This is a genomic window from Fundidesulfovibrio soli (genome assembly GCF_022808695.1).
GTDB classification, from domain to species: domain Bacteria; phylum Desulfobacterota; class Desulfovibrionia; order Desulfovibrionales; family Desulfovibrionaceae; genus Fundidesulfovibrio; species Fundidesulfovibrio soli.
On sequence record NZ_JAKZKW010000002.1, the window covers coordinates 140,250 to 154,635 of the forward strand.

6 protein-coding genes are annotated in these 14,386 nt (G+C 62.8%); 5 read left to right on the top strand and 1 reads right to left on the bottom strand.

Going from position 1 to position 14,386, the window contains the following annotated elements:
- The first annotated feature begins 8 nt into the window (after positions 1-8).
- Both MLE18_RS04475 and MLE18_RS04480 read left to right on the top strand, forming a co-directional pair.
- Positions 9-3,710: a pyruvate carboxylase gene (locus MLE18_RS04475; RefSeq protein WP_243367703.1), complete on the top strand. Its 3,702-nt coding sequence runs from the start codon at positions 9-11 to the stop codon at positions 3,708-3,710.
- A 114-nt stretch (positions 3,711-3,824) separates the two neighbouring features.
- Complete coding sequence (locus MLE18_RS04480; protein ID WP_243367705.1) at positions 3,825-7,373, top strand: PEP/pyruvate-binding domain-containing protein; 3,549 nt, start codon at positions 3,825-3,827, stop codon at positions 7,371-7,373.
- 122 nt (positions 7,374-7,495) lie between these two features.
- Here the strand turns inward: MLE18_RS04480 and MLE18_RS04485 are convergent, their stop codons facing one another.
- The gene (locus tag MLE18_RS04485; protein WP_243367707.1) at positions 7,496-8,422 is read right to left on the bottom strand and encodes a 5'-nucleotidase; all 927 of its coding nucleotides are present in this window, start codon (positions 8,420-8,422) and stop codon (positions 7,496-7,498) included.
- 177 nt (positions 8,423-8,599) lie between these two features.
- On the opposite strand from MLE18_RS04485, the gene MLE18_RS04490 reads away from it, so the two are divergent.
- The 3 genes from MLE18_RS04490 to MLE18_RS04500 all read left to right on the top strand — a co-directional run bounded on the left by MLE18_RS04490 (position 8,600) and on the right by MLE18_RS04500 (position 14,382).
- Positions 8,600-10,588, top strand: coding sequence for a YgiQ family radical SAM protein (locus MLE18_RS04490; protein WP_243367709.1), 1,989 nt, complete (start codon positions 8,600-8,602; stop codon positions 10,586-10,588).
- A gap of 204 nt (positions 10,589-10,792) precedes the next feature.
- Positions 10,793-11,968, top strand: coding sequence for a peptide-methionine (R)-S-oxide reductase MsrB (msrB, locus tag MLE18_RS04495; RefSeq protein WP_419714884.1), 1,176 nt, complete (start codon positions 10,793-10,795; stop codon positions 11,966-11,968).
- A 794-nt stretch (positions 11,969-12,762) separates the two neighbouring features.
- Positions 12,763-14,382 carry a methyl-accepting chemotaxis protein gene (locus MLE18_RS04500; RefSeq protein ID WP_243367711.1) on the top strand — a complete coding sequence of 540 codons (1,620 nt, stop codon included), beginning with the start codon at positions 12,763-12,765 and terminating at the stop codon, positions 14,380-14,382.
- The last annotated feature ends 4 nt before the right edge of the window (positions 14,383-14,386 follow it).

Here is a 14,386-nt window from a genome sequence, read left to right on the forward strand (position 1 = left end):
ATCTCACAATGGGCGTGAAGACCTTTCAGGACGTTCTCCAGGAAATCCAGGGCAAAAAGATTCTCGTAGCCAACAGGGGCATCACCGCGCGGCGCGTGCTGCGCTCCATTCGCGAGCGCTTCCAGGCCGTGCCGGTGCTGACCGCCACCAAGGTGGACATGACCTCCCCCGCGGTGGCCGGCGCGCACGAGCTCATCCTGCTCGGCGAAGACCCCCGTGCCTACCTCGACCTCGACCTCATCATCCGCGAGGCCAAGGCCAAACGCATCGCGGCCATCCATCCCGGCTGGGGCTTCGCCTCCGAAGACCACACCTTCCCCGAGAAGTGCGCCCAGGCGGGCATCGTGTTCATCGGCCCCACGGCCACGGCCATGAACCTGCTGGGCAACAAGGTGGAGGTGCGCAACCTGGCCCAGAAGCTGGGCATCCCGGTTGTGCCCGGCTCCACGGCGGCGGTGAGCGTGCCCGAGGCCCGCGAGATCGCCAGCCAGATCACCTTCCCCATTATGCTCAAGGCCGAAGGCGGCGGCGGCGGGCGCGGCATCTACGTGGTGCACGAGCCCAAGCAGCTGGAGGAGGCCTTCTCCAAGGCCTCGGCCCTGGCCCAGGCCAGCTTCGGCAACCCCCGGCTCTACGTCGAAAAGTACCTGCGCAGCGTGCGCCACATCGAGATCCAGGTCATCGCGGACAAGCACGGCAACGTCCTGGCCCTCGACGAGCGCGACTGCACCGTGCAGCGCAACCACCAAAAGCTCGTGGAGATCACCCCCTCCCCCTGGAAGGGCATGACCGCCGAGCTGCGCGAGAAGCTCAAGAATTGGTCCGAGATGCTCATCAAGAGCGTGGGCTACTACTCGCTGGCCACGGTGGAGTTCCTGGTGGAGCCCGACGGCACCCCCTACCTCATCGAGGTCAACACCCGCCTCCAGGTGGAGCACGGCATCACCGAGTGCCGCTACGGCATCGACCTCGTGGAGGAGCAGATCGCCGTGGCCTTCGGGGCCAAGCTGCGCTACACGCGCAACAACACCAAGGCCTTCAACACCGCCCTGCAGGTCCGCATCAACTGCGAGGACCCGCGCCAGGGCTTCACGCCCAACGCCGGGCTCATCAACCGCTACATCTCCCCCGGCGGCCCGGGCGTCCGCCTGGACTCCTGCATCTCCGCCGGATACGAGTTCCCCTCGCAGTACGACTCGGCGGGCGCGCTGCTGGTGTCCTACGGCCGCAGCTGGGAGAAGGTGCTCGGCATCATGGACCGGGCGCTTCGCGAGTACATCGTGGGCGGGCTCAAGACCACCATCCCCTTCCACCTGCAGGTCATCCGCAACGCCAAGTTCCGCTCCGGCGACTACGACACCAACTTCGTGGCCACCTCGCCCGACCTGCTGGAATACCGCGACGTGGAGCCCGAGGCCTTCCGCCTGTCGCGCCTGGTGGCCGACATCTCGGCCAAGGGCTACAACTCCTACGTGCAGTTGGGCGAATACCGGGGCAGGGCGGACAAGCGCGTGGGCCGCTTCACCCCCGTCATGCCCGTGCTGGACCAGAAGGCCTGGCAGAGCCCCTATCCGCGCGGCGACCGGCAGGCCCTGCTGGACCACATCCGCGATTCGGGCGTCGTCCACTTCGTGGACACCACCACCCGCGACATCACGCAGTCCAACTCCGGCAACCGCTTCCGCCTCGCCGAGGACAAGCTGGTCGGCCCCTACCTGGACAACTGCGGCTTCCTCTCCCTGGAGAACGGCGGCGGCGCGCACTTCCATGTGGCCATGATGGCCAACATGACCTACCCCTTCACCGAGGCGGAGCAGTGGAACTGCTTCGCGCCCAAGACGTGCAAGCAGCTGCTCATCCGCTCCACCAACGTGCTGGGGTACAAGCCGCAGCCGCGCAACCTCATGCGCCTCACCGGCGAGATGATCTGCGAGCACTACGACATCATCCGCTGCTTCGACTTCCTGAACCATGTGGAGAACATGCTGCCCTTCGCCGAGGTGGCGCTCAACTCCAAGGCCAACATCTTCCAGCCCTGCCTCTCGGTCTCCTGGGCCAAGGGCTTCGACGTGCCGCACTACATGGGCGTGCTTGAGGACATCCTCGACATGTGCGCCAAGGTGGCCGGCGTCTCCAAGAAGAAGGCCACCAAGCTCATCATCCTCTGCCTCAAGGACATGGCCGGCGTGTGCCCGCCGCGTTTCATCTCCGCGCTGATCACCGCCATCCGCCAGAAGTACCCCGACCTGGTCATCGACTACCACCGCCACTACACCGACGGCCTGTTCGTCCCGGCCGTGGGCGCGGCGGCCAAGGCAGGAGCCCACATCGTGGACACCGCCATCGGCGCGGCCGTGCGCTGGTACGGCCAGGGCGAGGTGCTCTCCCAGGCGGCCTACATCGAGGACGAGCTTGGCCTCAAAACCCAGCTCAACAAGGAGATGATCCGCTCCTGCGGCTTCGTGCTCAAGCAGATCATGCCCTACTACGACCGCTACACCGCGCCCTTCTTCCAGGGCATCGACTACGACGTGGTGGAGCACGGCATGCCCGGCGGCGCAACCTCCTCCTCGCAGGAGGGCGCGCTCAAGCAGGGCTACATCCACCTGCTGCCCTACATGCTCAAGTTCCTGGCGGGCACCCGCAAGATCGTGCGCTACCACGACGTGACGCCCGGCTCCCAGATCACCTGGAACACGGCGTTCCTGGCGGTCACCGGCGCCTACAAGCGCGGCGGCGAGCGCGCGGTGCGCGACATGCTGGAAGTGCTGGAGGCCACCTCGACCCACCCGGACGAGTGCCTGACCCAGGCCTGCTTGGCCGACCGGCTCATGCTCTACTCCGACTCCAACGACGCCTTCCGCCAGCTGCTGCTGGGCAAGTACGGCAAGCTGCCCCTGGGCTGGCCCGCCGACTGGGTCTACGAGTCCGCCTTCGGGGCCGAGTGGGCCGACGCCATCAAGCAGCGCACCACGGAATCCCCCCTGGCCTCCCTCAAGGACGCGGACCTCTCCGGCGAGTTCGAGTCCCTGGCCAAGCGCCTGCAGCGCGACCCCTCGGGCGAAGAGTTCGTGATGTACCTGAACCACCCCGGCGACGCCCTGAAGACCATCGAGTTCAAGGGCAAGTACGGCGACCCCAACCTCCTGCCCCTGGATGTCTGGTTCGAGGGCCTGGAGCCCGGGCAGGAGATGTTCTTCGAGGACTCGCGCGGCAAGCCCCACACCCTGACCCTGCTCGATATCGGCCAGCCCGATCCCCAGGGCTTCAGCGTGGTGCGCTATGTGCTGGACTCCGAGATTCTCTCCCACCAGGTCAAGGTGGCCGAGGCCATCGGCGGCGCATCCACCGCTACGGTGGAGATGGCCGACCCGGCCAACCCCTACCATGTGGCCGCGCCCTGCAACGGCGACCTCTGGGTCATGCACGTGAGCCCGGGCGACTTCCTCAAGCCCGGCCAGGAAGTGTTCAACATCTCCGTGATGAAGCAGGAGAAGTCGGTGCTCTCCCAGGTGGAGGGCGTGGTCAAGCGCGTGCTGCGCAACGCCGACTACTTCGAGGACAAGAAGATGGTCCCCGTGAAGGAGGGCGAGCTGCTGGTGGAGATCATGCCCGTCAGCAAGGCCTGCCCCGGCTGCAAGGCCCCCCTGGCAGCGGAGGACTACCACTATTGTCCCTGGTGCGGTCACGGCATGGAGATCGCCGATTAGGCGGGTTTGACTTGCCCGCCCGGCACCGAATCTGATAGCGCTCCGCCCCATGAGGGCGGAGCCCTAAGACATAAATCTCAAGATGCCTTGTGGATATTCCTAAGGAGGAATCGAATGGCTAAAGCCGCTTGCAAAGCGCCCGCCAAAGACAAAAAAGAACTGGCGAAGAAGCTCATCCTCACCGGTGCCGACATCGAGGCCATCGGAGAGGAGGCCGAACTCCTGGTGGGGGGCAAGAACTACAACACCGCCATCATCAGCCAGGTATCCGGCATCCGTGCTCCTCAATTCCGCGCGGTATCCTCCATCGCTTTCCATAAGCTGCTCGACGAGACGAAAGTCAACGCGGCCCTGATCCGGGCCACCGTGGACCATGAATATAACCGCATCGACTGGACGAGCGAGGAGGTCAACAAGGACCCCGAGTTCCTCAAGCACTTCACCCGCACCGTCGCCCAGGAGGTGCGCGCCCAGGCCGCCGAGAAGGCCACGCTGATCAAGCTGCGCACCTTCGTGAACAACGTGGTCGAAGGCTTCGCCACCTCCCCCGAGGGCATCGACCAGCTGCGCAAGCGCTCCGTGCTGGTGCAGGTGGCCATCCTCTCCGTGGACATGCCCCTGGACGTGGCCGAGGCCGTGCGCAGCGGCTACCAGGAGATCTGCCGCGAGGCCGGCCTGGAAGACGTGCCCGTGGCCGTGCGCTCCTCCGCCGCCGGCGAGGACTCCCGCAAGAAGGCCTTCGCGGGCCTGCAGGACACCTACCTGAACATCGTCGGCGACGACCAGGTGGTGGAAGCCTACCAGTGGGACTGCGCCTCCGCCTACAACCTGCGCTCCATGACCTACCGCCGCGAAGCCATCCTGGACGCCGTCCAGCTGGCCGAGCGCACCGGCGACGACACCATCGCCGAGAAGGCCAAGCAGGAGTGGGCCATCGAGAACACCTCGCTGTCCGTGTGCGTCATGCGCATGATCAACCCGGTGATCTCCGGCACCGCCTTCTCCGCCGACACAGCCACCGGCTGCCGCGGCACCGACCGCAAGGACCTGGTCTCCATTGACTGCTCCTACGGCCTGGGCGAGGCGGTGGTGGGCGGCATGGTCACCCCGGACAAGCTCTACGTGTTCCAGCGCGAGGACAACCGCGAGGTCGTCGTGCGCTTCATGGGCTTCAAGGACAAGAAGATCATCTACGACGAGCGCGGCGGCACCAAGCTGGTCCCCGTGGACGAGCTGGAGGCCTACCGCTGGGCCCTCTCCCTGGCCCAGGCCGAGGAAGTGGCCAAGGGCGTGCGCGCCATCTCGCAGGCTTACGACGCCATGATCATGGACACCGAGTTCTGCATCGACCAGTCCGAGCGGCTCTGGTTCGTGCAGGCCCGCCCCGAGACCCGCTGGAACGAGGAGTTCGAGCAGCACCCCGACACCATCTTCATGCGCCGCATGGAAGTGGACAAGAAGGCGCTGGCCCGGGCCGAGGTCATCCTCGAGGGCAACGGCGCCTCGCGCGGCGCGGGGCAGGGCACGGTCAAGTTCCTGCGCTCGGCCCTGGAGCTCAACAAGATCAACAAGGGCGACGTGCTGGCCGCCGAGCGCACCGACCCCGACATGGTGCCCGGCATGCGCGTGGCCTCGGCCATCATGGCCGACGCGGGCGGCGACACCTCCCACGCGGCCATCACCTCCCGCGAGCTGGGCATCCCGGCGGTCATCGGCATCCAGCGCGCCGAGCTGCTGCGCTCCCTGGACGGCCAGGAAGTCACCGTGGACGGCTCGCGCGGCGTGGTCTACCGGGGCCTCCTGCCTCTGGTGGCCGTGGGCGGCGAGATGGACCTCTCCAAGCTGCCCCCCACCAAGACCAAGGTCGGCCTGATCCTGGCCGACGTGGGCCAGGCCCTGTTCCTCTCGCGCCTGCGCATGGTGAGCGACTTCGAGGTGGGCCTCCTGCGCGCGGAGTTCATGCTGGGCAACATCGGCGTGCACCCCATGGCCCTCGAAGCCTACGACCAGGGCACCCTGGGCCAGCTGGTCGAGAGGCAGCTCCAGGAGTACGAGCAGCGCCTGACCAAGGTCATCAAGGAGCAGATGGCCGCGGGCTACATCCCCATGGACCTGAAGCTGCGCCAGTACGTGGGCCTGATCACCGGCCTCACCAAGGAGCTTGAGAGCCTCACCGAGCGCGAGGGCGCCAAGGGCACCGACGAGGTGCTGGCCATCCACCGCCGCCTGCGCGAGCTGGACAAGAAGCTCGACGAGTACCTGGGCAACGCCACCCGCCGCCTGGACGTGCTCAAGACCTCCATCAGCCTGGAAGACCACGTGGCCGTGATCATGGGCTACTGGACCGAGCTGCAGGACACCTCCAACCATGCCGACGCCGTGAAGCGCCGCATGGAGGTGAAGGCCCACGTGGCCGAACGCGCCCAGGCCGTTGCCCACGAGCCCCTCATCAAGGAGACCCTGGCCAAGATCAAGGAAATGCGCGCCGAGATCGCCCGCCAGGTGGGCATCCAGCGCGACATGGAGGAAGTGCGCACCCTGCCGGACCGCATCGCCAAGCAGCTGCGCTCGCGCGGCTACCGCACCGGCAAGGAGCTCTACGTCCAGACCCTGGCCCAGAACCTGGCCCTGTTCGCCATGGCCTTCTACGGCAAGCCCATCATCTACCGCACCACCGACTTCAAGTCGAACGAGTACCGCAACCTCGTGGGCGGCATGCTCTTCGAGCACTTCGAAGACAACCCCATGCTGGGCTACCGCGGCGTCTCCCGCAACATCCACGACTGGGAGATCGAGTCCTTCAAGCTGGCGCGCGGCATCTTCGGCGGCAAGAACCTCCAGATGATGCTGCCCTTCGTGCGCACCCTGGAGGAGGCCCGCTCCATGAAGCGCTACCTGGCCAAGGTGCACAAGATGCGCTCCGGCGACGACGGCCTGAAGATCCACATGATGAGCGAGATTCCCTCCAACGCCATCCTGGCCAAGGAGTTCATCGCGGAGTTCGACGGCTTCTCCATCGGCTCCAACGACATGACCCAGATGGTGCTCGCCACGGACCGCGACAACCCGAGCCTCCAGCACATCTACGACGAGGAAGACCCCGCCGTGGTCTGGGCCATCCTGGTGACCATCTTCACCGGCCAGAAAATGGGCAAGAAGGTGGGCTTCTGCGGGCAGGGCGTGTCCAACAGCCTGATCCTGCGCGGCCTGGTCTCCATCGCGGGCATCGTCTCCGCCTCGGTGGTGCCCGACACCTACTACCAGACCAAGTTCGACGTGGCCGCCGTGGAAGAGGAGAACATCCCCGTCTCCGGCCTGGGCGCCTGGCTCTGCGAGCAGCACCTTGAGCGCCTGCACGAGATGCTCGTGGACAACAAGTACGAGCACATCCTGAGGAAGAACCAGTCCGCCAAGGACCTGAACGAGTGGTACGAGGGCGAGCTGACCCGCCTGGCCACCCAGCTGCGCGACCACCTGGACACCCCCAAGGAGGCCTTCTACCGCGGCGAGCTGGAGAAGTTCCGCAACACCTTCCACAAGCAGGTGATCTACGCCGCCTGGGACTGGGAGAAGACCGTGGGCGACGCCCTGTATCACGCTGGATTCAGCGACTGGGAAGAGCAGGCCGTGGCCATGGAAGAGCAGCGGAAGAAGACCTGGTAAGAAGAGAAAGGCGGGAGGCGGGAAGATGCCTCCGGCGGCCAAAGGGAGTTCCTCCCTTTGGAATCCCAAATAGCAAAAAGGCGGCCCTAGGGCCGCCTTTTTGCTTTACCCTGATTATGTGTTCATATGTTTTTAATGCCGAATGGTATGTGTACGGATGGGAGTATCTTTGATGCTGGTTCAAGATGGGTTCTCTGGTCGTCAAAGAAAATATGTGGCTTAAGAACTTCAAGTACTCGGCTTTTTTCAATTCCTCCAAGAAAAAATGCTTCATTCACCGTGATACCCCAGCTTCGCATTGTGCTGATCACTCGTTCGTGTGATGGCGCGTTTCGAGCAGTTACAATAGAAATTCGAAGTTTAGGTTTATATGTGTCGTCTGCTGCGGCTTTTTCTTCTTCATCGGACTGAATTTTAGACAGTTTCTCCAGGAACTTTTTTAATGGTCCAGGATTGTGTGGAATGCCAACTTTGTTGGATTCATGTTCATGGAATTTTGTTATGTCGTTAGTGTTTTGGTATATACTTTCTGCTTCATCATCTGCGAGTACTCCATCGAAGTCAAATGCAACTCTTAGCTCGTTGTCATCTGTTTCGTCGGTGTGCTTAGAGTCTAACACCTGTCCTGCTGGATGCCCTGCGGTAATGGCGTTTTTTACGTCAGTTTCGTTTGCAGAAAGAAAGAGGCTAATTGATAGTGCCGGAATGTATTGATATGGAAACTTGCCTTGAAGGAACGCAGCGCGTGTAATTTGTAGGTTGTGGTGCTGAATTGAGTTCATAACTCTAAGCCCAGTGTCTGGGTCGTTTCTTGATAGTAATACTACTTCAACGGGAGGGTTGTCTGGAGAAATTTCATTGATAGAAAGTAGGCGTTTGATAAATGGAAAAGCTGTCCCCGGTTTAAGGGGCTCGTTTTCATTTGCCCGTTGGTGTTCACGGTAGGCATGTGTCCCTTGTTCCGTGAATATTTTGTCGGATTCAGTGAGGTCGAATAGTGCACTTGAGGCTAAACCAACTACTAGGCGATTCTCAAGGTCGTAGGGCATTTCGGTTTTCCCTCGGTGTTCAAAAAAATTTGTTAATCAATAAAACAATGCAGCCTGTATGGCAAGCGTCTTTGATAATACACGGAGAGTGATGTGTGCTGATAAAGCTTTATTATACAAAATAAGCTAATCAAAAGGCCACTGGACGAACCCCGCCCCAATGGCCATACTCCCCAAATGCCCCGCACTCCCCTGGAGCAACCCTCCTTCCTCCCCATGACCCGGGCCGAGATGGACCTTCTCGGCTGGGCCGAGCTTGACATCCTGCTCGTCACCGGCGACGCCTACGTGGACCACCCCTCTTTCGGCGCGCCGCTGCTCGGCCGCTGGCTCGTGGCCAACGGCTACCGCACCGGCATCGTAGCCCAACCGCGCTGGGAGCTGGCCGCGAGCGAGCACGGCGACGTGGAGGCCATGGGCCGCCCGCGCCTGTTCGCGGGCGTCACGGCCGGCGCCCTCGATTCCATGCTGGCCCACTACACCGCCTTCCGCAAGAAGCGCTCCGACGACGCCTACACACCCGGCGGGCGCGCGGGCAGCCGCCCCAACCGCGCATCCATCGTCTATACAAACCTGGTGCGCCGGGCCTTCCCCGGCCTGCCCGTTGTCCTGGGCGGCGTCGAGGCATCCCTGCGCCGGGCGAGCCACTACGATTTCTGGTCCCAGGGCCTGCGCCGCTCCATCCTCTTCGATTCCAAGGCCAGCGCCGTACTCTACGGCATGGCCGAGCACTCCCTGCTGGCCGTGGCCGAGGAGCTGGACCGCCTGGACGAGGAGGGCGGGGATGTCGCGTCCGTCTGGGAGCGCATCCCAGGGGCTGTGTATGCACGCAAGATAGGGGACTTGCCCGAGGGGGTGAACGCCGCTGACGTGCTGGAGCTGCCATCCCACGAGGCCATCGCGGCGGACCCCAAGCTGCTGCTCAATGCCACGCGGCTGCTCGAACGGCATGTGCATCAGGATAGGCAAATCGCCATCCAGCCCAGCGGCGACCGCATGGCCGTGCTGAACCCGCCCGGCCCCGGCCTGGAGGGCGAGGCCCTGGACGCGCTCTACGCACTGCCCTTCAGCCGGGCGGCGCATCCCTCCTACAAGGAGCCCATCCCCGCCGAGGAGATGATCCGGGGCAGCCTGAACATCCACAGAGGCTGCGCGGGGGGATGCTCCTTTTGCACCCTGGCCCTGCACCAGGGCCGCAGGATACGCTCCCGCAGCGCGAAATCCGCCCTGGAGGAGGCCAAGGGCCTGGCGGGCGTGAAGGGCTTCACCGGCAGCGTCAGCGACGTGGGCGGCCCCAGCGCCAACATGTGGGGCGCGCGCTGCGAGGGCGACATGGCCTCCTGCCAGCGCGCCAGCTGCCTGACGCCGAAGATTTGCAAGCATTTCAAGGTGGACCAGGGCGCGTTCGTGGACCTCTTGCGCCAGGTCGCCCGCGTGCCCGGGGTGCGCCACGTGCGCGTGGCCAGCGGCTGGCGCATGGACCTGGGCCTGGCCGACAAGCCCGCCCTGTCGCGCATGGTGCGCGAGTTCACCGGCGGGCAGGCCAAGGTGGCCCCCGAGCACATGAACCCCAAGGTGCTGCGGCTCATGCGCAAGCCCGCGTTTTCCGTGTTCGAGGAGTTCGTGGATTTCTTCGGGCGCGAATCCGGCAAGGCGGGCAAGGAGCAATACGTGGTGCCCTACCTGATGAGCGCCTTCCCCGGCTGCACCGAGCAGGACATGCACGACATGGCCGACTGGTTCGCGGACCGGGGCTGGCGGCCCAGCCAGGTGCAGTGCTTCATCCCGCTGCCCGGCACGGCCGCGGCCGCCATGTACTTCGCCGGGACGGACCTGGACGGCAACCCCCTGCACGTTGCCGACAGCGACGCCGAGCGTCTGCGCCAGCACGCTATCCTGGGCCGGGAGGGCGAGTCGCGGCCAGTCGACAGGAGAGCGGGCGGCAGGGGCGCGGGGCGGCCCGGCGGACGCTCCGGTGAACGCTCCGGTGAGCGCTCCGTGCGTGTCGCGAATGCTGGCGCACGATCCTCCGAGCCTGGCAGAGGCGGCGACAGACAGCCGGAGGGCAAGGGGAAAGGCTCCTCCGCGGCTCCCCGCAAGGCGGGGGCAGGCCAGCCAGGCGGCAGGCGCGGTGGCCGGCATGGCGGTGGACGGGGCAAGCCCTAAGCCGCGACCGGCCCGATCAGCATGGCTTTTTCCACGCGTAGGGCATCCGACCTACGCATCGGCGAAACCGCTTTCCTCTATTGGAATTCATGCTATACGTATGGGAATCCTGGCGTCGTCTGGAAGGCCGCCTTGAGGCGCGGCCTCCCTGGGGCGAGAGCCCCGGCACTCTGGGAGAAATCCGCTGACGCAAGCGAGGCGACAATGAAGCACACTTCCCGCACTTTCGGATGGTTTTTCGCATTGATGGCCGTGGGCTGCATCTGGCCCTTGGATCACACCGCCGGGGCAGTGACACCCGAGGAGCTGGCGCTCAAGCCCGGCGAGGCGGTGGCCACCTTCGCGGGCGGCTGTTTCTGGTGCACGGAGTCCGATTTCGAGATGGTTCCTGGCGTGATCCGGGTCATCTCGGGCTACTCCGGCGGCAAGGAGCCCGACCCCACGTACAAGCAGGTCTCGGCCGGGCTCACCGGGCACCTGGAGGCCATCCAGGTCTATTACGACCCGCGCGCGGTGAACTACGCCGCCCTGGTGGACTACCTCTTCCACCACATCGACCCCACCGATGCGGGCGGCCAGTTCGTGGACAGGGGCAAGCAGTACCGCTCGGCCATTTACTACCGCACCGACGAGGAGCGCCAGATCGCCGAGGCCGCCCGCGACAAGCTGGCCGCATCCGGCGTGTTCGAGGGCAAGCCCATCGTCACGCTCATCGAGCCGTTCACCGCCTTCTACCCGGCGGAGGACTACCATCAGGATTACCACACCAACAACCCGCTGCGGTACAACTACTACCGCTACGGCTCCGGGCGCGACCAGTTCCTGAAGAAGGTCTGGGGCGACAAGCAGGCCGGGCCTTCGACCCAGTCGGTGGTGCAGCCCGCCGCGCCCGTGAAGGAACAGGCCAAGGCCCCCGCAGGCCCAAAGGCCGTGGACGGCACCTATGTGAAGCCGAGCGAGGCCGAGCTGCGCAAGATGCTCACGCCCCTGCAGTTCAAGGTCACGCAGCAGGAGGGCACGGAGCCGCCCTTCAACAACATCTACGCCGACAACCACAAGCCGGGCATCTACGTGGATATCGTCTCGGGCGAGCCGCTGTTCTCCTCGCTGGACAAGTACGATTCCGGGACGGGCTGGCCCAGCTTCACCAAGCCGCTGGAGCCCGGGAACATCGTGACCAGGGAGGACCGGAGGCTCTTCACCACCCGGGTGGAAGTGCGCTCCAAGCACGCGGATTCCCACCTGGGGCATGTGTTCGACGACGGCCCCAAGCCCACAGGGTTGAGATACTGCATGAACTCGGCGGCGCTGAAGTTCATCCCCGTGGAGGACTTGGAGAAGGAAGGCTACGGGCAGTATTTGAAGCTGTTCAAGAAGTAGTCTGAGCGAGCCATAGAAACAAAACCGCCGCGCCCGGATATTATCCTGGCGCGGCGATCAATTTTCAACACCTTGATGACAACCGTGGCCCATCCTGCAGGAAACGGTCTTGTCTGAGCATGTACGCCTATACATCGCCATTGAATACGGTCTGATTATTTCACCGAAGCATGGGCACAGCTTCTTTGGATGAACAGCACAGCTTCTGTGTCTTGCATCCACAACCCGGGTGTGCCGCGATCCAAGGTCTTGTGGAGAACCTGACCCAATACCGCTTCCGACCCTCCGATTCGCCGCCCATCCGACGCCTGCAGGGCATCCGCTCCATGAACCCACCCCTGAGCTCCTGGATATCCTTGGGCAATTTTGTGTTGCGATACTATCAGGAACCATACGCAGCAGCCTTGACATAAAAATCACAAACGGAGAAGGTTCAGTGTGTGTGAAGCGCCAACACGCCTTGGGCGGGCGGCAGGGGTGCTTCTGGTCACATCGCAGGGGGATGGCCTCTGCGCTATATGGCAGCCGCATGTCATTTGGCGCATGATGTGACGTTGTGGCTTGCTGTGCTGTGTCGACAAGGCATTCCAGGGGCGATTGTTACAAGATCTTACTGAAATGAACTCGTCTTGATGACGTGCTGCATCCCCTCTGGATTCTCATCATTATGGTATGTTATGATGAAGTTCCGGTTTGCGGCACCGTTCAGTTTGGCAGGCAACGTGACCACTGTAGAGGAATTTGATGCCATCCCGTCGGCTAAAATGGTTTTGATACGCAGTTGAGGTAAAGCTATGTTCTCAGGTTTGTCTATCCGCGCCAGATCGGTGCTTCTTGGTGGCCTGCTGCCTGTTTTGTCCTTGTGCGCCTTAAGCCTTGCCGAGCACGTGTTCGGAATGACCGGGACAATGACCTTCCTGGTTGTTCTGGTTTTGAGCATTGCCGTTGGTACTGCTGCCGGTTTCTTAGCCTTCAAAAACGTGTCCGGCATCCTGGGCGAGTTAAGCGCTTCAATTCAGAAAGTTGTCGGCGGTAATTTCCGGGGTGAGTTGCCGAAGTGCCCGGTGAAAGAGGTTGAACCCCTCGAAGACGCCCTGAAAGCGCTCATTACCCAGCTTAAATTGACGCTTGGCAATTGGAATGGGTTTACCGAGGCGGTGCTCATTCCTTACGCCTTCGTTGACACCAGAGGGCACCTCACCATCTGCAACCAGATGGCGCTTCAAATGTTGGAACGCGACGGTAAGCCAGCGGATTATGCGGGCATGTACTTTTCGGAATTCTTTTATTCAGACCGCAACAGAAAGGCTGCAATTGTTGAGGTGATGGAAAAGGACAAGGGCGAGGTGCGTGACGTCGCGTTCAAGAACTTCAAGGGGAATGATCGCCACGTCAAGATTGCACTTTCCCCCCTGCATGATTTGGACGGCAACTTGAGCGGTGGACTGTGCATGTACCTCGACTACACGGACCTTCACTTCAAGGAGGAACAGGTCGCTCGCCAGGGGGAGAGTATCCTGAACGCGATGCGCGTTGTGGAGGATATCTCAGTCGAATTGTCAGGAACGAGCCAGGAATTGTTCTCCAAGGTAGGGGGAGCCAGCCGAGGCGCCGAGATCCAGAGCCGTCGCGCTGAAGAAACCGCAACCGCCATGGAAGAGATGAACGCGACAGTCCTGGAGGTTGCCAAGAATGCATCCCAGGCGGCGGATACGGCATCCCAGGCCAAGCGGAACGCCGAAGATGGCGCGGCGATCGTTCAGCAACTCGTCATGTTCATCAATCAAGTACTGGGCAATGCAAAGCAATCCCTCGACGACATGGGCATTCTGGGAAAGCAGGCTGACGGCATCGGCAGCATACTCAATGTGATTTCCGACATTGCCGACCAGACAAACCTTTTGGCGCTGAACGCGGCGATCGAGGCGGCCCGTGCGGGCGATGCCGGTCGAGGCTTTGCGGTAGTGGCGGACGAGGTGCGTAAACTTGCCGAAAAGACAATGACCGCAACCAAGGAAGTCGGCGAGGCAATACGCGGTATCCAACAGGGGACGAAACAAAATTACACCCACGTCGAGCAGGCTGTGGGGGCCATTACCGAGGCTACCCAGTTGGCTGGCAGGTCGGGTGAATCGCTCCGGTCCATTGTTCACTTCGTGGAAAGCACTTCCGATCAGGTTCGCGCAATCGCCACCGCTTCTGAACAGCAATCCGCCGCCAGCGAGGAGATCAACAGGAGCATCGAGGATGTCAGCAGGATCTCTGTCGAGACCTCCGAGGCGATGAGGCAGTCAGCCCGGGCCGTGGATGAACTTACTCGCCAGGCGCAGGTGCTCAATACATTGATAGACAAGATGAAAAATGAAAATGGGATGTCAAGCTCCCCCGCTGGCTTGCCCTCGGGTGTGCGGTGAAGTT